Consider the following 22740-nt stretch of genomic DNA (forward strand, 5'->3'; position numbering starts at 1 on the left):
TTCTAGAAAAATAGATGTGAACCCGTAGAGGCCAGAAAATATCCATCACACAGCCGTATGGATACCACACTCTGTTTTGGAATGACCTGCCCAACGCCCGGCACGGGCATCTTCACCATCACCAACAGGGTGGGTACAGGGCCCACAACCAATGGAAAGATACCCTTCAGCCACCAGAGGATGTGGGGGCAGGCCTCGCCGCGCCATTTCCTCGGTAATGTCTTTGCCTGTCCATGCTGCCAGTGGATTGAGCCGAACCTGACCATCAGCTTTTTCTTCCACCACCGGGAGTGCCGCCCGGGTTGCTGCCTGACCACGCTTGCGGCCCGTCACCAAAACTGCAAAGGGCAGGGAGGCCGCATCAAGCGGCTCAACCTTACGCAATTGGCAGCACGCATCAGGATCAAACGCCCACAACTCTCCTGTAGGATCGCGTTCTTTGAGAGCCGCAGGCGAAGGCTTTACATCCTGCACATTAGTGAGCCCCAGGAAACGGGCCAGTTCTGCCCGATACGCCAATGTTTCTGGAAAATGTTTACCTGTTTCTAGAAACAACACCGGCATATCCGGAGCGGCTTCCGCCACAAACGCCAAAAGCAAGGCAGACTCAGCCCCAAAGGAAGAGAGAACCGCAATTCTATCTTTCAGAAGCAGAGACGCTAACCGCAAAAGTTTTACAGGATCATCTTCTTCTGCACGCAGAGCGGAGAGAACCTGTGGTTCAACAGACATAAAAGCACTTTCCAGAAAAAGCCAATGATTGCCGTGTTTGGCCTCAATTACACACGAAAACAGGCATCTTCAAGGACAATTCACCCCACTGGAACGCGAAATTTGCATTCAAGCTATTCACAACCCTCAAGGCATCTTTCGTCAAGCGCCATGAACCACGCTGAATTTCCGTGATACATACCGCATCCTTGGGATGTATCCCCCAATCACAACCAGCAATAATTTTGCGGCCTTGAGGCGGCTTATGTCCAGTTCTGACATCCCACTACACAACCCGTTCAGTCTGGCGTTGATGGAAGAGACATGGACAGCGCGCCAGACGGTTTCAAGCCACAAGAAGGATGTTAAGCTTACAGAAGGAAGAAACCTGCGCCACATCATTTAGTTGGCATAATATATCTTATGCGATTTTTATGCCGCCGCTATTATGGGCTTGGAACTGCAATATCGGATTGCTCAGGATGATTTCGACCGCACACTTTCTCTCACCATGTCAGTGTGCGGTCACCTCTGCTTTTCTAACGCGACAATCTGAAAAAATCTGACCCCGAGTTACTGTGCTGGTGGTTTAGGATTGTCACGACGGAACAAAGCCCACTCCTCCATTACTGTTCCGTCCGGCAGATGGCAAAAGTTCACTTGCCCTTTCTTGTCGTCATGCTGGGCAGTCAGAGTGCCGCCTTTCTTGGTACAATAGAGTGTTGCCGGGTTCGGCATCCGCAATGGACGCACCCGTTGCGTGGAGCGGTCCTCGTGATGTGTCTGACAACCAGCCAGAGCGCCCAGCGTGCATGCCATCAGAGTTACCCGAGCGGCGTGTTGAAAAATCTGCTTCATGACCTAATTATCCTGTCTAATTCTTGCAGAATGGCTCGGCCAAAAGCAGGTTTCTTCCCCCCGCTCCTATTCCGACCTGTATGGCTTGTTGTAGGCATAAGTTTCGGAAATTGTCATGCCTGTTCTCAACGCCATGCATAGACACCCTCCTTCACAACCCACACAGCAAAAACCTGAATGCAGCGGGAGAAATATTTGTGTGGGAACAAACCAAAGCGTTAGACTAAGTTCCCCCCAATAATCGGCTAAAACACCAATTAGATGTGCTCATTAGCGCTATATCTAAGCACCTGAAACGGGAACTTGGAGCCCCAACCATCAGCACAGAGACAGAGATAAAAACCTATCTTAAATCTGGCGCAAAAAATCCTCAGCTTACCGTGACTGATTTTTAGAGGCGCCGCCGCGCTCAACGGAAATACCTTTTACAGCCCTCATCTGCCGTGCTGGCATTCATGCTGCAAAGCAGATATGCTACGATCTCCAAATCATAAAAAAATCTGGTTTCTCACATGCCTGATGGTTCTTCCCCTGTTTCCCGTCCCTCCTCCGCCACGGCTGCGCCTGACGCAACCGGCGTTGATATCCGTCATGACTGGACGGTAGCTGACATTCAGGCCCTGCTAGATCTCCCTTTTCCGGAACTGATGTTTCGTGCTCAGACTATTCACCGCGCTTTTTTTGACCCAACCGATATCCAGATCTCTACTCTGCTTTCCATTAAAACAGGCGGTTGCCCTGAAGATTGCGCTTATTGTCCCCAAAGCGCCCGGCATGAAAAAAGTGTAAAAGCGGACCGTCTGATGGCCGTGGAAAATGTGCTGGTAGAAGCCCGCAAGGCACGGGATGCCGGAGCCAGCCGCTTTTGTATGGGGGCGGCCTGGCGTTCACCCAAGGAGCATGATCTGGAAACCGTGTGCGCCATGGTGGAAGGTGTAAAAGAACTTGGGTTGGAAACGTGCGTGACACTAGGCATGCTGGATTCTGGACAAGCCGGAAAACTCAAGGATGCCGGCCTCGATTACTATAACCATAACCTTGATACCTCACCGGAATTCTACGGGGAAATTATCAGCACCCGCACTTACCAAGACCGGCTGGACACGCTTTCTCATGTGCGGGACGCTGGCATCAATGTCTGTTGTGGCGGCATTGTTGGCATGGGTGAAAACGAAACAGACCGTGCTGGCCTGATTGCAGCCCTCGCTACTCTCCCCACGCACCCTGAAAGCGTACCCATCAATTTGCTGGTACGCGTAAAAGGTACACCCCTAGGGGAAGCTGAAGAAATTGATCCGCTGGATTTTGTGCGGATGATTGCTGCTGCGCGTATTAGCATGCCAAAAAGCAGGGTGCGCCTTGCCGCAGGTCGTGAAAATATGAGCGATGAAACCCAGACGTTGTGCTTTCTGGCCGGGGCGAATTCCATTTTTTATGGAGAACGCCTGCTGACCACTCCTAACCCCCAGGCGCAGCGTGACCGTCTTCTGCTTGATCGTCTGGGTATGCACACTACGGGTATTGGTCTGGACTCTGCTCAGGCCTGAGCAGAATCTGAAACCGGAAAATAATGACGTATTCTGTAAAGGAAATGTTCCTCACCCTGCAGGGTGAAGGAGGACAGGCTGGTCGCGCCGCCGTATTTTGTCGTTTTACTGGCTGCAATTTATGGACCGGACGAGAAGAAGACCGCTCCAAAGCAATATGCCAATTCTGTGACACAGACTTTATTGGCACAGATGGCGAAGGTGGCGGAAAGTTCGAGCATGCAGATGCATTAGCGGATGCCATTTCAAGCCTGTGGCCTGATAAGCCTGCCTCCGCTGCCATACCTGGGCTTGTTGTCTTTACAGGAGGAGAGCCCCTCCTCCAGCTTGATTCTGCTTTGATTAATGCCATGCATCAGCGAGGCTTTAACATTGCAGTCGAAAGCAACGGCACTGTGAAGGCGCCGGCAGGGATCGACTGGCTGTGCATCAGTCCGAAAGCTGGAGCCCTGCTTGAACAGAAGCGAGGAACAGAACTCAAGCTTGTTTTCCCGCAACCGGGCCTTGATCCAGCCCTGTTGGAAAGCCTTGATTTCAAATATTTCTGGCTACAACCCATGGACGGCCCTGACCAAAACGCCAATATACAGGCTGCCATCCGCTATTGTATGGCTCACCCCAAATGGGGCCTTTCTCTCCAGACACACAAATTGACCGGTATTCCCTGATCCATGCCCTTCCCTGCCAACGCTCAAAAAGAATCAGCACTCGTTCTGTTTTCTGGAGGACAGGATTCCGCCACCTGCCTGGCGTGGGCGCTCGCCCACTTTGGTCGCGTGGAAACCATGGGGTTCGATTATGGTCAGCGCCACGCGGTGGAACTGGACTGTCGGGAAGCCCTGCGTGAAGGAATGCGCCATCAAAACCCTCTCTGGGCGGAACGGCTGGGCATGGACCATACATTAGCTCTCGGTGCTCTTGGCGATATCTCGGAAACAGCCCTCACACGGGATGCTGAAATTGCCATGGCGGAAGGCGGCCTTCCCAACACGTTTGTGCCGGGGCGGAACATCATCTTTCTCACCTTTGCTGCTGCCCTCGCGGCGCGGCGCGGCATAAGGCATATTGTTACCGGTGTTTGTGAAACCGATTATTCCGGTTATCCAGACTGCCGTGATGACACCATAAAAGCCGTTCAGGTGGCCCTCAATCTGGGCATGGACGCGCGCTATGTGTTGCACACCCCACTGATGTGGATCAATAAAGCCGAAACATGGAATCTGGCAGAAGAACTGGGCGGCCATGATCTGGTGACACTGATCAACCGTGAAAGCCATACCTGTTATCTGGGTGAACGGACTGCTCTGCATTCATGGGGCCACGGTTGCGGAAAATGCCCCGCCTGCGAACTACGCCGGACAGGATGGGAAGAATATGAAGCGGAGAAGGCTCATGCCTGATCTGGTTTTTACCCGCCGCTTTTCCATGGGCCATCGGCTTATTCATGGTGCCAGCGAGTCCTGCGCCCTCCCCCACGGCCATAATGAATTTGTCACTGTAAAATTGTCTCCCACCCAGCAGGTCCGGCTGGATGGTAAAGGCAATATGCCCGTTTCATTCCAAAAAGCCAAAAGCACCTGGCACCGTTTTGTGGACGAAAAGCTGGATCATGCCCTGCAACTGGCGGAAGATGATCCTCTTCTGGCTTGGTTTCAGACCCATGAACCGGAACGCGCACGCCGGATTGTCGTCACCCCCGGCGACCCCACCACGGAACTGATGGTTTGCCTCATGATGGCAAAGATCTCGGCCTTCCTGCGTGCGGAGGGAGATATGCTGCGTTGCACCGAGCTTTCCTTGCAGGAAACCCCGACCAACACGGTTACCTTTAGCGGCAACCCGGATGAGCTCATTCCCACTGGGCGGCCTGTGGCTGAGTGTTGGTGGCACCGAGCTGATATGAGTATTTCGGACGTGTCCTGAAAGATGACTTCAATACTCTGCCATTGGTATCATTTGTACTGCGTGCTGACCGTGCCAGCGGAAAAACAGCGAAAATCACCAGCGCATGCACAAGCGTGAGCATGGTATTCAGCACCATGCTCCCATAGACTTCACGCTCAAGCTTTTCCCATTCCCCTAAACGCCAAAAATTGTCTGGGCCCCAAAAAGCAACCCAGACAATTTTGGCTTTTCTATTCCTTCAGTTTCAGAACGTCCGTCGTTTTGTCACGCAGTTGCGTGCAAAGTGCGGGATTATCGGCCAGTGTCTGCCCGAAAGAAGGAATGATCTCTTTGAGCTTGGAATCCCACTCAGGAAGCTTCTCTGCGAAACATTTTTTCAGCACCGTCAACATGATTGGGGCAGCAGTGGAGGCTCCGGGAGATGCCCCCAGCAATGCAGCCACAGAACCATCCTGACTGGCGATGACTTCTGTACCAAACTGAAGCACGCCGCCTTTCTTGGCATCTTTCTTGATGATCTGCACACGCTGGCCTGCCGTCACCAATTCCCAGTCTTCCGAGCGAGCCTCCGGCACAAACTCCCGCAAGGCGCTTATCCGCTCGCTGTTTGACTGCAAAACTTGTTGGATCAGATATTTGGTCAGCGGCCAATTGTCCTTTGCCACCGCCAGTATGGCACCAATATTGTTGGATTTTATGGATTTGGGAAGGTCAAGCAGAGAGCCGTTTTTCAAAAAACGGGTAGAGAACCCTGCATACGGCCCGAACAAAAGCGCCCGCTGACCATTAATCATCCGGGTATCCAGATGCGGGACAGACATGGGAGGAGCCCCCACGGAGGCCTTGCCGTAAACCTTTGCATGATGCTGGGCGATGATATCCGGGTTCTTACAGCGCAGGAACTGGCCGCTGACCGGGAAACCACCCACGCCACGGGATTCAGGAATACCCGTTTTCTGGAGTAGAGGGAGCGCCCCACCACCACCCCCGATAAACACAAATTTTGCACTGACCGTACGCTGAGTATTCAGGCGTAAATCCTGCACCTGAACATGCCAGCGTCCATCATTCCCACGCTTGATATCCTGCACTTCATGTCTGGTATGCAACGTACAGGCCGGGGTGCTGGAGAGATACCCAAACAGCAGCCGTGTCAAAGCCCCAAAATTCACATCCGTGCCGTTCAGGCTCCGGGTTACTGCCATTTTCTGGCCAGCAGGGCGATTTTTCATGGTCAATGGCATCCATTGTGCCATCTGCACAGGGTCTTCCGAATATTCCATGCCTGCAAACAGGGGATGAGCGCTCAGAGCTTCATACCGCTTCTTCAGAAAGCTGACATTCGCATCGCCCCATACAAAGCTCATATGCGGCACAGGCGTAATGAAATCATGTGGGGTAGCAATAATCCCCTGCTCTACCAGATACGCCCAGAACTGACGGGAAATCTGAAAGGATTCGTTAACGGCAACAGCCTTGCTGATATCCACGCTGCCGTCAGCCTGCTGCGGGGTGTAATTGAGTTCGCACAACGCGGAATGGCCGGTGCCCGCATTGTTCCAGGCATCCGAGCTTTCTTCCGCCACGTTATCCAGGCGTTCAAAAATACTAATGCTCCAGTCTGGCTGAAGCTGTCTAAGAAAAGCCCCGAGCGTGGCGCTCATTACGCCTCCACCAATCAGGACGACATCAACGGAAGAAGAGGTATCGGTCGTGGTGGAACTCATCATGGTCTCCGAATTGGTCAGCCCTGTCCTGTTTTGTCCGCACAAAAAGAACAGTGCCGGAAAGCATTTCCGAATGCAGCGCTTCCTGCCATGACGCAAGAGCAGAGGCAGACGGAGCCGCACCTATGGGAGAGTCATATGCCACACCTTCGCTGCAAACATCTTCTCATCTCTGCGAGAGCGGAGCAGCATTGCACTGAACCCCCGCGTATTGCGCACGTTCACACCGCGACCCGTCAACGCGTATTGCAAAGGAAGATGATATGGCGATCAAGAAATTCGGCACTGCCCATTGGGAAGGTCCCATCAAGGAAGGCAAAGGCACAGTTTCTACAGAAAGTCAGGCTTTGAACCAGCAGCCTTATGGCTTTAATACACGCTTTGAAGGCAAACCCGGCACCAATCCGGAAGAATTACTGGGCGCGGCCCACGCTGCCTGCTTCTCCATGGCGCTTTCCCTTATTCTGGGTGACGCGGGGCTTACGGCAAAATCCATCGACACAAAGGCCGAGGTCAGCCTGAACAAAGCGGCTGACGGTTTTGAAATTGACGCCGTTGCCCTGACACTCAAGGCTGACGTTCCCGGCGCGTCCAAGGAACAGTTTGAAGAACTGGCTAACAAAGCCAAGACAGGCTGCCCTGTCTCCAAACTGTTCAAGGCAACAATTACGCTGGATGCGACACTGATCGCCTGATCAGCCGATCTGGCCTCGGTGCCGCAAAAGATGGTCTGCCAACACGCAGGCCATCATCGCTTCTCCCACCGGCACAGCACGAATACCCACACAGGGATCATGCCGCCCTTTGGTGATGACGGCTTTTTCCTGTCCATCACGCGTGATGGAAGGAACAGGGGTCAGCATGGAACTGGTGGGCTTGACTGCAAACCGCGCCACTATCGGCTGCCCACTGGAAATGCCCCCCAGAATGCCGCCTGCATGATTAGCCCCAAACGCCACTTTTCCATTTTCCATGAAAAGCGGATCAGCATTTTCCACACCAGTCAGGGCAGCGGCGGCAAAGCCGTCACCAATTTCCACTCCCTTAACAGCGTTAATGCTCATCAGTGCCGCAGCAAGGTCTGAATCCAGTTTCCCGTAAACAGGAGCTCCCAGACCTGCTGGCACGTTTTCAGCGACGACTTCAATCACCGCCCCAATGGAAAGCCCGGCTTTACGGATACCGGAAAGATATTCTTCCCATTCCGGAACAACCGCAGCATCGGGGCAGAAAAAGGGGTTACGCTCCACTTCCTCCCAGTCCCACCGGCTCCGGTCAATTTTGTGCGGGCCAAGTTGAACCAGCGCGCCGCGCACACGAATATCATCCCCCAAAAGACGCCGGGCGATTGCTCCGGCCGCCACACGGCAGGCAGTTTCACGCGCGGAGGACCGTCCCCCTCCGCGATAGTCGCGAATACCGTATTTCAGATCATAGGTCAGATCTGCATGACCGGGGCGGTAGGTCTGGGCGATATCACCATAATCCCGTGACCGCTGGTCCGTATTTTCAATCAGCAGGGAAATAGGTGTACCTGTGGTCTGCCCTTCAAACACGCCAGACAGAATACGCACCGCATCCGGCTCACGCCGCTGGGTGGTAAAGGCAGATTGCCCAGGCCGCCGACGGTCCAGAAAAGGCTGGATATCAGCTTCTGTCAGCGCCAGACGCGGCGGGCAGCCATCCACGACACAGCCAATGGCCGGTCCATGGCTTTCCCCCCATGTGGTAACACGAAACATCTGGCCAAAGGTGTTGTAGGACACGGTTTTACTTAGTCCCCAGCGACGGAAATGTCAGGTGCGGTCGGATTTTTCATGCCCACCATGTGGTAGCCGCTATCCACATGATGAACTTCACCCGTCACGCCGGAAGAAAGGTCTGAAAGCATGTAGAGCCCGGCTCCCCCCACTTCTTCAAGAGCCACATTGCGTTCCAGCGGCGCGTTGTACTGGTTCCATTTGAGGATATAACGGAAATCACCAATGCCACTGGCGGCAAGGGTCTTGATCGGGCCAGCAGAAATGGCGTTTACCCGGATGGCATCCTTACCCAGATCAGCCGCCATATAACGCACGGAGGCCTCAAGAGCCGCCTTTGCAACACCCATCACGTTGTAATGCGGCATCACACGTTCGGCCCCCAGATAGCTCAGGGTAAGCAGAGAGCCGCCATTTTTCATCAGACGCGCTGCACGCTGTGCAACGGCGGTGAAGGAATAGCAGGAGATATCCAGCGCCGTCAGAAACGCATCCCGTGGGGTGTCCACATACCGGCCTCGTAGATATTTTTTATCTGCCCAGCCAATGGCGTGCACCACAAAATCCAGCTCACCCCATTCCTGTTCAAGCTTAGTGAACACGGCATCAATAGCTGCATCATCAGTCACATCGCATGGCAGCACCAGGGATGCACCAATGCTTTCGGCCAGAGGTGTCACGCGCTTGCCCAGAGCTTCACCCTGATAGGTAAAGGCCATTTCCCCGCCCTGAGCCGCCACTGCGCTGGCAATTCCCCATGCGATGGAACGATCATTGGCCACCCCCATGACCAACCCTTTTTTACCCTGCATCAGCGTACCCTTTGCGGGCAATGTGGTGTCATGAGACGACATGCTGCAAACCTCGACCTATCTGTTTACGAATGTGCAAGAACTTTAAGTCGGGTGGTCGCATACCCGCACGGACTAAACAAGACCTTGCGTTCGTCCTTTGGCTTAAAACCTGCCCGTCTGCCACATACCTGCTGATTACACCGGGAAAATGAAAACTGTTAGGCACTCTACTCAACCGCATTTCCCTGGTTTCTCAAGAAAAGCAGACCACTGGCAGTAATCGCCTCTCCTCACCCTCCCCCATTAGCAGTATGAAAACAGAGACGGGCTCGCACCCTTTGACCATCCGATGCGAGACAAAGAGGACAGCATGACTGAACAGACACTTATTGATCTGAACGCAGACCCATTTGAGCTCTTTTCCGCATGGATGAAAGAAGCCGAAAAAACCGAGCCCTCTGACCCCAACGCCATGGTGCTGGCCACCAGCACACCCGATGGCCATCCCTCCGCACGTATCGTTCTCCTGAAGGGCATGGATCGGCGTGGTTTTGTTTTTTACACCAACCAGCACAGCCGCAAGGGCGAAGAACTGGCAGCAGACCCTAATGTTGCCTTGCTGTTCCATTGGAAGAGTCTGCGGCGACAGATCCGGATTGAAGGAACGGTCACACCGGTAACACCCGAGGAAGCCGATGCTTATTTTGCGAGTCGGAGCAGGATATCACGGCTGGGGGCCATTGCCTCTGACCAGTCCCGCCCCTTGGCTGACCGTTCCATTTTTGAAGCACGCCTGAAAGCGGCTGAAGAACAGTATGGAGAGGGTGATATTCCGCGTCCGGCCAACTGGTCCGGGTACCGAGTGGCTCCTGCTGCGTTTGAGTTTTGGCAAGAGCGCCCTTACCGGCTGCATGATCGGGCCAGATGGACACCCGATGGAAATGAATGGAATGTAACCCGGCTGTATCCTTAACAGCCGTTTTATGACAGCGTTGAATGAGAGATGGGGACATAAAAAGAATGAAAGACGTTAGAAAAATACTGCTTCCCTTGCCCAGCATCTCAAATGGTGAAGCGGCGCTGATACGCGGTTATAATTTTGCCCGCCGGTTTGGGGCGCACCTTGCCGTGCTGCATGTCCGTCCAGACGGACGAGACATTGCGCCTATGGCAGGCGAAGGACTTTCAGGCGCCATGGTGGAAGACCTGATGCGCTCCGCAGAGCATGAAAGCGCTCGCCACGCGCACGAAGTGCACCAGCTTTTTGAGCAGTTTGCCGCCACCCATCCGGATATTCAGGTTGTGCCCCCACGCTCTCCTTTCCCATGGGATGAGCCAAGCATGAGCTTCAATATTCTCTCCGGCGCGGAAAGCGAGATCGTGCCTGCCCACGCACGGCTTTCTGACTTTACGCTGGTCCCTCACCCGGATTCAGGAGAAGAAGTTTCTTCCTCCGAAACCCTGCATGCCGTCCTGTTTGACAGCGGGCGCCCCGTTGTCATCGCGCCGCGCACTCCGCCGCAGGGCCTTATCAAACGGGTCTGTATCGGCTGGAATGGCACTGCGGAATCCTCCTCGGCACTGCGCGGAGCGTTGGCCTGGGCACTGACGGCGGACGCTGTACGTGTGCTGCATTGTGAGGATTATCAGCGCCGCGGTCCCAAAGCGCGGGATGTGCTGGATTACCTGTCTTTCCATGGCATCAAGGCAGATGCGGTTGCCTTCAACCCGGTAGATCGGGATGTTGGCAAAGGGCTTCTGGCCGCCTGTAAGGATTTCGATGCGGACATGCTGGCCATGGGCGCGTATTCCCATTCCCGCCTGCGCCAGCTTATTCTGGGCGGCGTAACCCGTCATGTTCTGGAACATGCGGACCTCACCGTTCTGATGAGCCGCTAACCCGGCAAGCATAATACTGTGTCTCGTTCCCTCCCTTTTACGGGATGGACGAGAGGCAGAAAAAAGAGAGAAAAGCGGCCATAGTTCAGGAGCAGGAAACAGACGCTCGCACTGAAATGGGCGCAGGCTCATCCACGCTCAGGGTCATACCATCCCATGCTGGCTCCATGGTGTCTGGCAGATTATTTTTCATCCAACGCCAGTCCATATCCGTTCCCATATGGGTCAGAATGGTTCGCCGCGGTTGAAGGATATTCTGCCATTCCACAACCCGTTCCAGCCATGCGTGAGCGCTGTGGGGTTTTTGCTGGAAGCAATCGACAATCCACGTCTCAACCCCGGCCAAGGCAGCCAGGGATTCCGGACCTAGCTCAACCACATCCGTGCTGTAGGCAAAATTTCCACACCGCAATCCGCTGGAATGGATACGGCCATGAACCTGCTGAAATACGGTAAAAGGATAGCCTGCCATTTCAAACTGTCCCTGCTCTGGCACAGGACAGGCCTCAACAACCGCCCGAAAAAATTCAGGTGATGTCCATGGTTTGAAGACGTAATCAAACCGCGTCTGAATTTCATCAAGAACCGAAGCCGCGCCATAAGCCTTGATTGGCTGCCGGATAATACGATTGATCCCACGGACTTCGTCCAACCCCGCGATATGGTCTGCGTGAGCGTGGGTATAAAAAATGGAACGAAAAGCCTTGATGCCGTTTGTCAGAAGCTGAGCCCGGATATCTGGGCTGGTGTCCACCAGTATATTTTCGCCGTTTCCCATCTCCAGTAAAATAGAGGCACGGGAGCGACGGTTTTTCGGCTCTGCTGGGTCACAGCGCCCCCAGATGCCGTGCCCATCTTCTCCTCCCAGCATCGGCACACCAGCCGAGCCGCCACACCCCAGAATGGTGACCTTCATTTCTCCCGGCCTCTCCCCACTCATGCCGCCTTACGGAACAGCCGATAAAAATTTTCAGTGGTCATGCGCGTGAAGTCGGCCATCTCCTGACCCCGAACCTCTGCAATACAGGCTGCGGTATAGGCCACATACGCGGGCTCATTCCTTTTACCCCGCCGCGGCACAGGAGCCAGATAAGGAGAATCTGTTTCCACCAGAATCCTGTCAGCCGGCAGGGTACGGGCTACCTCACGGAACTCACCGCATTTCGGAAACGTCGAAATACCGGAGAAACTGACATACCCTCCCAGATCGACAACACACTGGGCCAGTGCGGCGCTGGAAGCAAAACAATGCAGCAGAATAGGGAATGCCCCAACCTCTGTTTCTTCCCGGAGGATCTGCGCAATATCCTCATCCGCCTGTCGCGCGTGGATGATGATCGGCACGTTCAACTCGCGGGCCGCCCCGATATGCTGCCGAAAGCTCTCCTGCTGAAGGGGGCGCACGCTTTCTTCCCCATGGAAATAATCCAGACCACTCTCGCCGATCCCAATTACTTCCGGGGCATCTGCACATGCCGCAATCGCCTGCACGGAGGGCACGGGCTCTTCCTCAACATGGTCTGGATGCGTGCCCACACTGCACCACACGCGCACGTCAGGCGTGCTGAACTGTGTCAGTGCTTTTTGCTGGTCAGCACGTGCCAGACGCGTACCGATGGTGACCATGCCACTCACGTTTGCTTCCTTGGCTGCTGCCAGAAGCACGGGAATTTCTTCCGCCGTGAAGTGATCCAGATGGCAATGAGAATCGATCAGTCCTGCCATGATAGAACTCATGAAGGCTCTGCCGTGGGTTCTACATAACGCGGGAAGAGACCCTGTGGCGCTGGCAGCTTGCGCCCAGCCGGAAGCAGGATTTCCAGTGAAGCGAATGTCCGCTCACCATCTTCAACCCCAAGCTGGGTCAACATGCGATCCATGCTCTGCGGCATGAACGGCTGAAGCACTGTAGCAATACCGCGCAATGCATCCAGCAGAACCCGCAGAACGTCTTTCATCCTTTCGACATCGGTCTTACGCAGCGCCCACGGAGCCTGATGATCAATGTAGGCATTGCCTGCCCGGATTACTTTCCAGACGTCTTCTAGCGCATCCGTCAATGCACAGCGTTCCAGTTGGGCGGCCATCAACTCCGGCAGAACACTCACCTGCCCCAAGAGATGGGTATCAGCTTCCGTCAGCGCCCGACGCTCTGGAATGATACCATCGCAGTTTCGGGCAACCAGAGAGAGTGTGCGCTGGCAGAGATTGCCAAGATCGTTCGCAAGTTCCACGTTGTTGCGCGTAATCAGGGACTTGCGGGAAAGATCACTGTCCCCGCCAAACGGCACTTCCCTCAGCAGAAAGAACCTGACGGCATCCACACCAAATTCTTTTGCCAGATCACGCGGGTCGACCACATTGCCCAGAGATTTGCTCATCTTCTGGCCTTCAATGGTCCACCAGCCATTCGCAAAAATCTTCTTTGGCACCTCAATACCGGCAGCCATCAGGAAGGCTGGCCAGTAAATGGCATGGAAACGGGCAATATCCTTGCCCACCAGATGCAGATTGGCAGGCCAGAACGCAGCACGGGGCGCGTCAGGATTAGGGTAGTCCAGCGCACTCAGGTAATTGGCCAGAGCATCAAACCAGACATACATCACATGGGCTTCATCCCCCGGCACGGGAATGCCCCATTTAAAGCTGGTGCGGCTGATGGAAAGATCGCGCAGCCCCTGCTTCACGAAGCTGACAATCTCGCGCTTGGTGCTGTTGGGGCCTAGAAAGTCAGGATGACTTTCATACAGTTCCAGCAATTTGTCCTGAAATGCTGACAGCTTGAAAAAATAGGAGGGCTCCTTCACCCAATCGACAGGTGCACCGGTAGGAGCAACTTTCTTGCCCTCCGGCCCGTCAATCAGTTCATCTTCACCGTAGAAACACTCATCCCGAAGAGCGTACCATCCCTCATACGCCCCCAGATAGATGGCACCACTTTCCGCCACTTTCTGCCAAAGAGCCTGCGCACCGGTAATATGACGCGGTTCCGTTGTGCGAATGAAGTCATCATAGGAGATGGCCATGGCATCCGCCATGTTCCGGAAATCCGCAGAAACACGGTCCACAAAAACTTTGGGGTCAATACCTGCTGCCTGTGCAGCCTGTTCCACCTTCTGGCCGTGCTCGTCCGTTCCGGTCAGAAAAAAGACCTCGTCCCCCGCCAGCCGGTGAAAACGCGCCATGACGTCCGCCGCAACGGAGGTATAGGCGTGCCCGATGTGGGGAGCGCCATTCACGTAATAGATTGGGGTCGTGACATAAAAACGGCCGGTCATGCTTTACTCGCAATGGTCATGGCTTGGAGAAGAGATTCCTGTTTATCCAGATTGAAGCGTTCCGTCTCGCCCTGAAGACGCATAATGGCCTCCCAAGCCTGAGCAAGAGCATTGGACTGATTAAGCCCATGCCGTGCGGACTGACGCGCCCTATTCTGAAGAAAATCAGATAACAGACTGAAAAATAAATTAAAACCGTCGTCTTTGCGCAAAACAGCTTCCGCAATCTGATAGGATCGGCTGACAGAAACACCCGCCACAGCTTCCTGCGCCAGATCAGCCATCTTACCGCCTTGATCCGCCAGAAGGGCAAGCGCTCTTCCGGGTGCTCCCTGCGCGCTTTCAAGCATACGGGTCATGTCAGCCGGAGAAACATCCGGCACCTGCCGAACAATCACACTTTGCAGGCTATGCGTATCAAGGGGAGCCAGATCAAGCTTACGGCACCGGCTGCGAATGGTGGGTAACAACCGGCCCGGAGCAGAACTGGTCAATAAAAGCACAGCCTGCGGAGGCGGTTCCTCCAAAATCTTCAAAAGGGCATTGGCGGCACTTCTGTTGAGCCACTCCGCACCATCCACAATCACAACGCGCCAACCTCCCTCTGCCGCTGTGCGGCGCAGGAACGCGTTAATAGGCCGGACCTCATCCGCAACAATTTCACCACGAAACCGCTGCCGTTTCTCATCAAAACTTCGGCTAACGACCAGAAGATCCGCATGTGTTGCTGCGGAGATGCGCCGCCCTGCCGGACTATCCGCATCTTCTCCGCCCAATATAAGGCGCGCCACGCGAAATGCGAACGTCGCTTTGCCTATGCCCGGTGGCCCGGTAATAAGCCACGCATGAGGCATTCGTCCGGAAGCAAGAGCCGTGCGAAAGGCCTGCAAAGCGGCCTCATGCCCTTGCAGAGACAGCGATGCAAGGCGCGGGTCCTCCTGCATGATAGTCCTTTACTGAAGACGTGCGCGAATATCTTTGACAATCATGGCATTGACCGCCTCTGGTGAGAGGCCATCCGTGCTGATACGGCGGACACGGCCAGTATCCTGCCGGGCGATCTCCTGAAAACCGGCCAGAACCCGGGCGTGAAACCCTTCATCTGACAGTTCATAACGATCAACCGGAGCCCCCCGCGCTGCCAGCCGTAGCCGAGCGACATCCCGCGGAGCTTCCAGCAGAAACGTCATATCCGGATCACGCCCCAACTGCTCCTGCAGACGAGAAATCAGACGCAAGACATCCGGGTTTCCCTCTGCGCGGCCATAACCCTGATAAGCCAGCGTGGAATCTGTAAAACGATCACACACCACCACTTTCCCGGCTTCCAGCGCAGGCGTGATCACCTGATCAACATGATCATATCGTGCCGCAAAATGCGTTAGAATCTCCGCCCGGAGAGAGAGCGGATGTTTACCAAACAGAAGAACCTGCCGTAATTCTTCGGCTCCCGGAGAACCACCAGGTTCCCGCGTGGTCACAACATCCACACCAGCGGAGAGAAGTGCTGCCTGCAGCAGTTTAAGCTGCGTGGACTTCCCTACGCCTTCTCCACCCTCCAGCGTAATAAACAGACCTTTACTCATGTCTTAAAGATGCAGTCTGCGGGCCGCACGCCCCAGAACACCCAGCGCAGGCACATCCTGCCCGACCACAACGGGTACAAGCGCCTGTCGACCACCCGGCAACAATACCGTCAGTTGTCCAGCAGGCTGCCCCTGCTTGAGGGGAGCTGCCAACGGTCCCTGATAATCCAGAGACACATGCGTTGAGTTGCGCCAGCCATGGGGTAACAGCATGGTGAAGTCCTGCGCCACAACCAAGGGGACTGTCTGAACCTGCCCCATCCATACGGGAGCCTGTTCTACCACATCCCCTTTGCTGAGAATTTTTGCGGATTCAAAGTTGGCGAACGCCCACCCCATCAACCGCTCGCTCTCACGGGCACGAACATTGGACGTTGGCATGCCATTCAGAGCCAGAATGACGCGGCGCCCTTCCCGCTCAGACGATGCACATAGACCAAAACCACCTGCATCCGTGTGGCCAGTCTTCAGGCCATCCGCCAGTCCCTTGACCACCAGAGCATTCCGGTTTTCCTGCCGGATCTTGTTGAAGAAAAACTCTTTTTCCGAGAAATAATGATAATATTCTGGAAAATCATGGATGAGGCGCAAGGCAAGATACGCAACATCGCGTGCGGACATATAGTGGCCATCAGCAGGCCAGCCCGTTGCGTTCAAGAAATGTGAGTTAGTGAGCCCCAACTTCCCTGCCATCTCATTCATCAGGGCGACGAATTGCTCTTCTGACCCAGAGATACCTTCAGCCAACACCACGCAGGCATCATTACCAGACTGGATCACCATACCCTGGATAAGATCTTCAACAGAAACGCTCTGCCCCAATGGCACGAACATCCGTGATCCCTGCATGCGCCACGCTTTTTCGCTCACAGGCAGGGTCTGGTCCAGCTTCAGGCGGCCAGATTTCAGCATGGTGAAGGTAACGTACGCCGTCATCATCTTGGTGAGAGATGAAGGCGGCATCCGTTCATCCGCTGCCTTTTCAAGCAACGTTGCGCCGCTGTTATAATCCAGAATGCAGGCCCAGCGCGCTACGGTATCCACCGGCCCTACGGGCGTAATGGCGGGCGTTTCCGGTACGGGAGCAGGCTGCGTGGCCGCTGCTGCGGCAGGTGCATGCACATGGGCCGCGCCACCCCTTACCTTACGGGCAAACGCATTGAATGAATAACCAGTGGAGGCAAGGGCCGCACCCCCTGCGAGAAGAAACCGGCGAGTATGCACGTTCTTTCCTATTCGACGACAATATGAGATCCGGTTAAACCATCAGCAAGGGCATGCCTCAGGGCCACATCCGCCTCGCTTATAGTCGCAAACGGTCCGTGACGGACAGCCCACATTTTTCCCTGCTGGGTAAATGAAGGGACAACAGACGCTCCCTGACGGGCCGCCTCTCGGGCGGCAGCGTAACGGGATGTAAAATCGGCCGTCTCGACCCAGAACTGACCAGCAACAGGCATCCCCTGCCGCCATGTGGCTGGGAGATCAGACAGAACGATGGGACCACCTGCCACTGTAGCTTCCTGCGGCGCAGACTGCTGAACAGCCGGAACGGCGCGCCCGACTCTGGCCCCTGCCTTCGCTTCTTTCAACTGGGTCTGGGTTACCGTTTCCAGTGGAGCCGCATTGATCTGCAACATGGGGCCACCGGGCAGGATTTCAGCAAGATGACGGCTGGCTGCTTCATCTTCCACAATTCTTACACGCGCTGGCGCAGTTCCCATTCCCAGCAGATCCGCTGCCTTACGTGACAAGCCAAGCAGGCGACCAATTTCCTTCGGGCCCCGATCATTCAGCCGGACCGTTACTTCCCGCCCATTATCGAGGTTCATCACCGTAACCACCGCAGGTAACTGCAAGGTGGGATGGCTTCCTGTCATGGTCGCGTCATCACGCACTTCACCATCCGTAGTCAGTGCTGATGCAGTCCTTTCCTGTTTCTGACGAACAGCCAATCCTGTCGCCTGATAAGAAAAATCCTCTCTGGGATAGAACCAGGCATTTTCCACCTGCCAGCCCGACCCCACCACATAATGTACGGAAGGCTGAACCTTGGGCACCGGCCTGGAACAGGCCACAACCCCTACACAGCACAGCAGAACGGCTTTTTTCACACTATGGCACTACCTAGAAGACCGACTCCCAGAGCATAGAAGTCTGACGGATTGTACCGGCGGATCACGTTGAAATTGTGGTAAACCATATAGGCTTCCCCACCCGCACCATCCGGGCGGATAACCGCCCCTTCCAGACCCGGCCGAGAAAAGCCTCCGCCTAACAGAGGCCTTACGCCCAAGCCCGCCCAGTAGGAAACGGGATGCACGGCAGCACGACCAATCTGAGACTGCTCCAGCGTATCAGGCACCTGCACCTGTTCGCCCCATGGCTCTCCTGCCTGCCAATGACATTTGGCAAGATAGTTTGCGATAGAGGCAAAAACGTCTGCTTCATTATTCCAGATATCGCGCCGCCCCCCTGCCGGGAAACTGGCTGCGTAGCGTTCATAAGCGCTGGGCATGAACTGTGGTTGTCCCATGGCACCCGCATAGCTTCCCAACATGCCGGAGGGCGTGATGTCACCGTTGTTCAGAATGTGAAGTGCCTTGAAGAGTTCGGCACGGAAAAAGCTGGATCGTCTGCCATCAAAAGCCAGAGTCGCAAGGGAATCGACCACATGGTAGGTTCCCATTCTGGTGCCGTAAGCAGATTCCAACCCCCAGATTCCCGCAATGGCACCGCGGTCCACGCCATAGGCCTGACTGATCTGGTTAAGCAGGGCCGTGCGTTGGGCAACAGCATTTTGACCATCTGAAATTTTCTTGTCCGTGATCACCCGGTCTTTATACTGAGCCCACGTAAGGGTGAATTCCGGCTGATGCCGGTCAGCTTTCAAAACCTTGGCATTTGGTTGCGTTGTCAAAGCCAGGGCTTCATCCAGCATTGAAGCGGAAAGCCCTTGCTGGATAGCTTCCCGTCGAACACCTGCCAGAAAGGCAGCATAGCTCCCCGTTGCAGCCGGGCTGCTCGCCTTTTTGACATGCTTTGCCGAAGCAGCGCTGCGGGCGAATGCAGGTACAAGCAGCGAGGACATAGTCCCACAAACGAGGGTTCTTCTTCTCAGCATCATTCACCAGTCACGCTATGATCTATCGTTAACTGGAGCGGATATAAGCGTATTTATCCGCCTGCGCGCCATCTCTTTTTTCTGGCAGCCATATGGCTTTTCCCTTCTGCCAGCCTTGCCCTCCTGCCCTTAGCCTGTCACAGCAGGGATCACCCTTACATGGAATATTTTGACTGAATGCCAGACTCTCTGGAGCATTTTCTCGCAGCAACCACTGCCTATCCGGCGGTACAGGTGCTTATTGTCATCCTGGCCACCTTCATTCTGGAGGACGCGGCAACAGTACTCACCGCCATTCAGGTTAAACTGCATGCGCTCGGGCCGTTTGAAGCACTGATCGCACTTTATGTTGGCATTGTGCTGGGTGATGTCGGGCTTTACGGAATGGGGTATCTGGCCGCCCGCTGGGCTCCTGCCCGCCGCTGGGTCAACACTCCCGAGCGCGATATGCAGCGCCAATGGCTGACAGAAAAACTGTTTAAGGTGGTTTTCATCAGCCGCTTTATTCCAGGCACCCGTCTGCCGCTTTATACAGCCTGCGGGTTCTTCAACGCTGGATTGCGCACCTTCACATTGGCTACACTCGCCGCCACGTTAATCTGGACATCTGCGCTATTTGCGCTATCGCTCCGCATTGGTGGCTTTCTTCTGGCTCACCTTGGGGCTTGGCGCTGGGCTGGCATTCTCGGCTTTGTGCTGGTTATCATTATTATGGGTCGCATTGCCGCCCGCATGCAGAAACAGGGAAAATGACCAAGCTGCCCTCTTCAGTCCGAGATTATTCTGCTGTGCCATCTGAAAATGGCTCTCCACTTTCCAGTTTTGAATTCTGGCCGGGCTGGATTTTTTATACGCCCATCGTGATCTACTGGATCCTGCTGGGGCTCCGTTACCGGGACTTCAGCACACCAACCGCAGCGAACCCCCGTATTGAAACGGGCGGTCTGTGCGGAGAAAGCAAAAGCGGCATCCTGGATATGGCTGGAACCACAGCCTCCCGCTGGATTGCCCCTTACACAACCCTGTTCACAAGCACTGACGATACACGCCGCGCGGAAGAAGCGATGGCGCATAAAGGCCTCAGCCTACCCGTCGTGGTAAAGCCGGATATTGGCTGCAATGGTACGGGCGTAAAGCTGGCCCGCACGTCAGCCGAACTGGATGCTGCCTTGGCCGCATTCCCGCGAGGGATAAAACTGGTCATTCAGCGTCTTATTCCCTATCGGCATGAAGCAGGCCTGTTCTATATCCGCCATCCTGACAGCCCGCATGGCACACTCTCCTCCCTGACTTACAAGGATATTCCAGCGCTATCAGGCAACGGACGAGATACGGTTCTGGAACTCCTGAAGCAGGATCCACGCACACGCCTCCTGCTTCATATCTACACCCCGCGCCTGCAAAATCGTCTGCATGAGGTTCTGCCTGAAGGGGAAACCATCGATCTCGTCTTTACGGGCAACCATTGTAAAGGTGCCATTTTCCGCAACGGCGCAGCAGATATCACACCGGCCCTTACGGCAAGGCTGGACGAAATCATGCAGGATATCCCTGATTTCCACTTTGGCCGTGTGGATGTGAAATTCGACAGTGTTGACGCTCTGCGTGCTGGCGAAAAATTCGAGATTATTGAAATCAACGGTGTAGGTTCTGAGGCCACCCATATCTGGGACTCCCGCACCAGCCTGCGTGAAGCCTATGCTGCCCAGTTTCATCATTACGGAGAAACATTCCGTATAGGTGCCAAAAAGAAAAAAGCTGGCTGGAAATCCAGCGGCCTCTGGCATGGCGTGCGTCTGTGGCGCAGGCAAAAGCGGCTGCTGGCATCCTATCCCATGAATGATTGAGAAGGCCGACTTATCCCAATCAAGGATATGATAAAAACGTTCACACAGGATCACTGATACGCGATCCCTCCGCCGCGCCCGCTCATAACTTGTATGGGCCGCGCGCCGGCACCCTCCCTTTTAGGGTGCTGGTTCGGTAAGGGCCGCATCCTTGCCTAGTCGAGAATGGCTCCGGCCGTAAAAGCGGTAGCTTGCCCAACCACACAGAATATAAGCAGCCAGCAAAACAGCCGGTACAGGATCTCCTGAAAACACGGCCATAATGATATCTATAAACAGGGGCGCTGCCATAATCAGGCAGAACACAATACCCAACAAGGGCACATAGCCAAGCCAGATCCCTTTTATTCTAAAACCGCCACCGGGCACGCTGAAAGAGCGCGGAAAATCCGGCGCAGTGTTGCGTATCCAGATAACGGTAAAGCACACAATGCCGAATGCCGTAGCCGTGCCAAGACTGACAAGATCGCCAATAATATCGATCGGTAATGTCGCCGTGGCCACAGCCACCAAAAGACCAAGCACGATGGTGCCGATCCAGGGTGTTTTATAACGTGAATGCAATGTGCTGAAGACAGGCATCAGCAGGCCATCTTCCGCCATAGCAAAAAAGATACGGCTTTGGGCATAAAGTAGCCCGAACAGAACCGAGCACAGGCCGACCACGGCCCCTATTTTCACAAATACGGCCAGCCATGGCTGATGCATGGCATTCACCGCTATTGCCAATGGATCAGCCACATCCAGCGTCTTCCATGGCACCACCCCAATCAGGACGGCCGCCACAACAATATAAACCGCCGTGCAGATCAACAGGGACAGGATAATCCCTACCGGGATATCCCTACGCGGATTACGGGCCTCCGATGAGGCTGTAGAAACAGCTTCAAAGCCAACATACGCAAAGAAAATAATGGAAGCCGCCCGAAAAATTCCCGGCAACCCGTAGCGGAAGCCCCCCTCATGCGGCGGGATAAAGGGCGTCCAGTAAGAGGGATGGATCTGCCATACGCCAAGCCCCACAAAAACGGCCAGAACGCCCACTTTCAGGAAAACAATGGCCGTGTTGATCCGCAGAGATTCCTTTACCCCCAGAATCAGCAAGCCTGTCACAACCAGAATGGAGGCAGCGCCAACCGCATCCAGTCGGCCTGCCACGGAAACATGACGTTGTGTTCCATCCAGCGCGACCTGCATGGTTGTGGTGTTTAACGCCGAGGGAACATGAATCCCGAAATCCTGTAGGAAACTTACCGCGTAGCCGGAAAATCCGGCAGCCACGCCCGCGCAGGAAATGCCGTATTCAAGCAGAAGCAACCATCCCACACCCCATGCCCACGCTTCCCCCATGGAAACATAGGCATAAGTGTAGGCAGAACCAGAAACCGGCATAGCTGAGGCCAGTTCGCCATATGCCAGCGCCGTAAACAGGCACGCCAATCCGGCGACAACAAAAGAAAGAAGAATAGAGGGGCCAGCGTAATTGGCAGCGGCGGTGCCGGTCATGACATAAATGCCAGCACCGATAGTAGAGCCCACCCCCAACATGGTGAGTTGAAGAGGCCCCAAGGTGCGGGTTAACCGCTGAGCGCCATTTTCCTGCTCGATTCTCTCAAGTGATTTACGGCGAGACCGCCCCGTATCCGGGCAGGATGAAAACCCCATGAGAGCCTGTATAACCTCCACCACGCACCGGCACACTTC

24 protein-coding genes are annotated in these 22740 nt (G+C 54.9%); 10 read left to right on the forward strand and 14 right to left on the reverse strand.

Going from position 1 to position 22740, the window contains the following annotated elements; genetic code table 11:
* Positions 1-45: 45 nt before the first annotated feature.
* The gene (locus QWU00_RS00370; protein WP_035381819.1) at positions 46-732 is read right to left on the reverse strand and encodes a phosphoadenylyl-sulfate reductase; all 687 of its coding nucleotides are present in this window, start codon (positions 730-732) and stop codon (positions 46-48) included.
* A gap of 244 nt (positions 733-976) precedes the next feature.
* Between QWU00_RS00370 and QWU00_RS00375 the strand changes: the two genes are divergently transcribed.
* Positions 977-1117: a hypothetical protein gene (locus QWU00_RS00375; RefSeq protein WP_156105426.1), complete on the forward strand. Its 141-nt coding sequence runs from the start codon at positions 977-979 to the stop codon at positions 1115-1117.
* Positions 1118-1284: 167 nt separating this feature from the next.
* On the opposite strand, the gene QWU00_RS00380 is transcribed toward QWU00_RS00375, so the two are convergent.
* Positions 1285-1569 carry a putative hemolysin gene (locus QWU00_RS00380; protein ID WP_081939119.1) on the reverse strand — a complete coding sequence of 95 codons (285 nt, stop codon included), beginning with the start codon at positions 1567-1569 and terminating at the stop codon, positions 1285-1287.
* A 512-nt stretch (positions 1570-2081) separates the two neighbouring features.
* Here QWU00_RS00380 and bioB point away from each other — a divergent pair.
* The 4 genes from bioB to QWU00_RS00400 are packed head-to-tail and all read left to right on the forward strand — an operon-like array spanning position 2082 to position 5039.
* Positions 2082-3116, forward strand: a complete 1035-nt coding sequence (gene bioB / locus QWU00_RS00385; protein ID WP_035381818.1) for a biotin synthase BioB — start codon at positions 2082-2084, stop codon at positions 3114-3116.
* A gap of 23 nt (positions 3117-3139) precedes the next feature.
* On the forward strand, positions 3140-3784 hold the full coding sequence (gene queE / locus QWU00_RS00390; RefSeq protein ID WP_035381816.1) for a 7-carboxy-7-deazaguanine synthase: 645 nt from the start codon (positions 3140-3142) through the stop codon (positions 3782-3784).
* A 3-nt stretch (positions 3785-3787) separates the two neighbouring features.
* The gene (gene queC / locus QWU00_RS00395; protein WP_035381814.1) at positions 3788-4516 is read left to right on the forward strand and encodes a 7-cyano-7-deazaguanine synthase QueC; all 729 of its coding nucleotides are present in this window, start codon (positions 3788-3790) and stop codon (positions 4514-4516) included.
* Positions 4509-5039 carry a 6-pyruvoyl trahydropterin synthase family protein gene (locus QWU00_RS00400; RefSeq protein ID WP_035381812.1) on the forward strand — a complete coding sequence of 177 codons (531 nt, stop codon included), beginning with the start codon at positions 4509-4511 and terminating at the stop codon, positions 5037-5039. Before queC ends, QWU00_RS00400 begins: the two co-directional genes overlap by 8 nt.
* A 212-nt stretch (positions 5040-5251) precedes the next feature.
* Here the strand turns inward: QWU00_RS00400 and QWU00_RS00405 are convergent, their stop codons facing one another.
* Complete coding sequence (locus QWU00_RS00405) at positions 5252-6751, reverse strand: malate:quinone oxidoreductase (protein WP_262411414.1); 1500 nt, start codon at positions 6749-6751, stop codon at positions 5252-5254.
* Between the two features lie 260 nt (positions 6752-7011).
* On the opposite strand from QWU00_RS00405, the gene QWU00_RS00410 reads away from it, so the two are divergent.
* A complete protein-coding gene (locus QWU00_RS00410; RefSeq protein WP_035381810.1) occupies positions 7012-7443 on the forward strand; it encodes an OsmC family protein in 432 nt (143 codons plus the stop codon).
* Here QWU00_RS00410 and aroC read toward each other — a convergent pair whose 3' ends face one another.
* Both aroC and fabI read right to left on the reverse strand, forming a co-directional pair.
* The gene (gene aroC, locus QWU00_RS00415) at positions 7444-8514 is read right to left on the reverse strand and encodes a chorismate synthase (RefSeq protein ID WP_035381808.1); all 1071 of its coding nucleotides are present in this window, start codon (positions 8512-8514) and stop codon (positions 7444-7446) included.
* An 8-nt stretch (positions 8515-8522) separates the two neighbouring features.
* Positions 8523-9362 carry an enoyl-ACP reductase FabI gene (gene fabI / locus QWU00_RS00420; RefSeq protein WP_006557604.1) on the reverse strand — a complete coding sequence of 280 codons (840 nt, stop codon included), beginning with the start codon at positions 9360-9362 and terminating at the stop codon, positions 8523-8525.
* A gap of 310 nt (positions 9363-9672) precedes the next feature.
* Here fabI and pdxH point away from each other — a divergent pair, with 310 nt between their 5' ends.
* Together pdxH and QWU00_RS00430 are read left to right on the forward strand one after the other, a co-directional pair.
* Complete coding sequence (pdxH, locus tag QWU00_RS00425; protein WP_081473518.1) at positions 9673-10275, forward strand: pyridoxamine 5'-phosphate oxidase; 603 nt, start codon at positions 9673-9675, stop codon at positions 10273-10275.
* Positions 10276-10322: 47 nt separating this feature from the next.
* Positions 10323-11201: a universal stress protein gene (locus QWU00_RS00430; RefSeq protein ID WP_006557606.1), complete on the forward strand. Its 879-nt coding sequence runs from the start codon at positions 10323-10325 to the stop codon at positions 11199-11201.
* 85 nt (positions 11202-11286) lie between these two features.
* On the opposite strand, the gene QWU00_RS00435 is transcribed toward QWU00_RS00430, so the two are convergent.
* The 8 genes from QWU00_RS00435 to QWU00_RS00470 are packed head-to-tail and all read right to left on the reverse strand — an operon-like array spanning position 11287 to position 19189.
* Positions 11287-12117 (reverse strand): MBL fold metallo-hydrolase, encoded by an 831-nt coding sequence (locus QWU00_RS00435; RefSeq protein WP_035381806.1) that lies wholly within the window; start codon positions 12115-12117, stop codon positions 11287-11289.
* Between the two features lie 20 nt (positions 12118-12137).
* On the reverse strand, positions 12138-12926 hold the full coding sequence (locus QWU00_RS00440; RefSeq protein ID WP_035382030.1) for a TatD family hydrolase: 789 nt from the start codon (positions 12924-12926) through the stop codon (positions 12138-12140).
* 8 nt (positions 12927-12934) lie between these two features.
* Positions 12935-14479 (reverse strand): methionine--tRNA ligase, encoded by a 1545-nt coding sequence (gene metG, locus QWU00_RS00445; RefSeq protein ID WP_035381805.1) that lies wholly within the window; start codon positions 14477-14479, stop codon positions 12935-12937.
* Positions 14476-15423 (reverse strand): DNA polymerase III subunit delta', encoded by a 948-nt coding sequence (locus tag QWU00_RS00450; RefSeq protein ID WP_035381803.1) that lies wholly within the window; start codon positions 15421-15423, stop codon positions 14476-14478. The genes metG and QWU00_RS00450 overlap by 4 nt, the downstream gene beginning before the upstream one ends.
* Positions 15424-15432: 9 nt before the next feature.
* A complete protein-coding gene (tmk, locus tag QWU00_RS00455) occupies positions 15433-16065 on the reverse strand; it encodes a dTMP kinase (RefSeq protein WP_035381801.1) in 633 nt (210 codons plus the stop codon).
* Between the two features lie 3 nt (positions 16066-16068).
* A complete protein-coding gene (locus QWU00_RS00460; RefSeq protein ID WP_035381799.1) occupies positions 16069-17289 on the reverse strand; it encodes a D-alanyl-D-alanine carboxypeptidase family protein in 1221 nt (406 codons plus the stop codon).
* Positions 17290-17297: 8 nt separating this feature from the next.
* Positions 17298-18179 carry a septal ring lytic transglycosylase RlpA family protein gene (locus QWU00_RS00465; RefSeq protein ID WP_035381797.1) on the reverse strand — a complete coding sequence of 294 codons (882 nt, stop codon included), beginning with the start codon at positions 18177-18179 and terminating at the stop codon, positions 17298-17300.
* Positions 18176-19189, reverse strand: a complete 1014-nt coding sequence (locus QWU00_RS00470; RefSeq protein ID WP_035382028.1) for a lytic murein transglycosylase — start codon at positions 19187-19189, stop codon at positions 18176-18178. Before QWU00_RS00470 ends, QWU00_RS00465 begins: the two co-directional genes overlap by 4 nt.
* A 177-nt stretch (positions 19190-19366) precedes the next feature.
* On the opposite strand from QWU00_RS00470, the gene QWU00_RS00475 reads away from it, so the two are divergent.
* Both QWU00_RS00475 and QWU00_RS00480 read left to right on the forward strand, forming a co-directional pair.
* On the forward strand, positions 19367-19942 hold the full coding sequence (locus QWU00_RS00475) for a DedA family protein (protein WP_035381795.1): 576 nt from the start codon (positions 19367-19369) through the stop codon (positions 19940-19942).
* Positions 19939-21036 (forward strand): ATP-grasp domain-containing protein, encoded by a 1098-nt coding sequence (locus QWU00_RS00480; protein ID WP_035381794.1) that lies wholly within the window; start codon positions 19939-19941, stop codon positions 21034-21036. The genes QWU00_RS00475 and QWU00_RS00480 overlap by 4 nt, the downstream gene beginning before the upstream one ends.
* A 120-nt stretch (positions 21037-21156) precedes the next feature.
* Here QWU00_RS00480 and QWU00_RS00485 read toward each other — a convergent pair whose 3' ends face one another.
* Positions 21157-22701, reverse strand: coding sequence for an APC family permease (locus tag QWU00_RS00485; RefSeq protein ID WP_035381793.1), 1545 nt, complete (start codon positions 22699-22701; stop codon positions 21157-21159).
* Positions 22702-22740 lie beyond the last annotated feature (39 nt).

Source organism: Acetobacter tropicalis, from assembly GCF_030644465.1.
In the GTDB taxonomy this organism is placed as follows: domain Bacteria; phylum Pseudomonadota; class Alphaproteobacteria; order Acetobacterales; family Acetobacteraceae; genus Acetobacter; species Acetobacter tropicalis.

Bases quoted from the DNA above. Each gene is read 5' to 3' on its own strand.
- fabI (WP_006557604.1), bottom strand. From the start codon at position 9,362: ATGTCGTCTCATGACACCACATTGCCCGCAAAGGGTACGCTGATGCAG.
- QWU00_RS00410 (WP_035381810.1), top strand. From the start codon at position 7,012: ATGGCGATCAAGAAATTCGGCACTGCCCATTGGGAAGGTCCCATCAAG.
- QWU00_RS00470 (WP_035382028.1), bottom strand. From the start codon at position 19,189: ATGCTGAGAAGAAGAACCCTCGTTTGTGGGACTATGTCCTCGCTGCTT.
- QWU00_RS00440 (WP_035382030.1), bottom strand. From the start codon at position 12,926: ATGGCAGGACTGATCGATTCTCATTGCCATCTGGATCACTTCACGGCG.
- metG (WP_035381805.1), bottom strand. From the start codon at position 14,479: ATGACCGGCCGTTTTTATGTCACGACCCCAATCTATTACGTGAATGGC.
- QWU00_RS00485 (WP_035381793.1), bottom strand. From the start codon at position 22,701: ATGGGGTTTTCATCCTGCCCGGATACGGGGCGGTCTCGCCGTAAATCA.
- queE (WP_035381816.1), top strand. From the start codon at position 3,140: ATGACGTATTCTGTAAAGGAAATGTTCCTCACCCTGCAGGGTGAAGGA.
- QWU00_RS00450 (WP_035381803.1), bottom strand. From the start codon at position 15,423: ATGCAGGAGGACCCGCGCCTTGCATCGCTGTCTCTGCAAGGGCATGAG.
- QWU00_RS00480 (WP_035381794.1), top strand. From the start codon at position 19,939: ATGACCAAGCTGCCCTCTTCAGTCCGAGATTATTCTGCTGTGCCATCT.
- bioB (WP_035381818.1), top strand. From the start codon at position 2,082: ATGCCTGATGGTTCTTCCCCTGTTTCCCGTCCCTCCTCCGCCACGGCT.
- QWU00_RS00435 (WP_035381806.1), bottom strand. From the start codon at position 12,117: ATGAAGGTCACCATTCTGGGGTGTGGCGGCTCGGCTGGTGTGCCGATG.
- tmk (WP_035381801.1), bottom strand. From the start codon at position 16,065: ATGAGTAAAGGTCTGTTTATTACGCTGGAGGGTGGAGAAGGCGTAGGG.
- QWU00_RS00405 (WP_262411414.1), bottom strand. From the start codon at position 6,751: ATGATGAGTTCCACCACGACCGATACCTCTTCTTCCGTTGATGTCGTC.
- QWU00_RS00370 (WP_035381819.1), bottom strand. From the start codon at position 732: ATGTCTGTTGAACCACAGGTTCTCTCCGCTCTGCGTGCAGAAGAAGAT.
- QWU00_RS00475 (WP_035381795.1), top strand. From the start codon at position 19,367: ATGCCAGACTCTCTGGAGCATTTTCTCGCAGCAACCACTGCCTATCCG.
- QWU00_RS00430 (WP_006557606.1), top strand. From the start codon at position 10,323: ATGAAAGACGTTAGAAAAATACTGCTTCCCTTGCCCAGCATCTCAAAT.
- QWU00_RS00380 (WP_081939119.1), bottom strand. From the start codon at position 1,569: ATGAAGCAGATTTTTCAACACGCCGCTCGGGTAACTCTGATGGCATGC.
- QWU00_RS00375 (WP_156105426.1), top strand. From the start codon at position 977: ATGTCCAGTTCTGACATCCCACTACACAACCCGTTCAGTCTGGCGTTG.
- QWU00_RS00400 (WP_035381812.1), top strand. From the start codon at position 4,509: ATGCCTGATCTGGTTTTTACCCGCCGCTTTTCCATGGGCCATCGGCTT.
- pdxH (WP_081473518.1), top strand. From the start codon at position 9,673: ATGACTGAACAGACACTTATTGATCTGAACGCAGACCCATTTGAGCTC.
- queC (WP_035381814.1), top strand. From the start codon at position 3,788: ATGCCCTTCCCTGCCAACGCTCAAAAAGAATCAGCACTCGTTCTGTTT.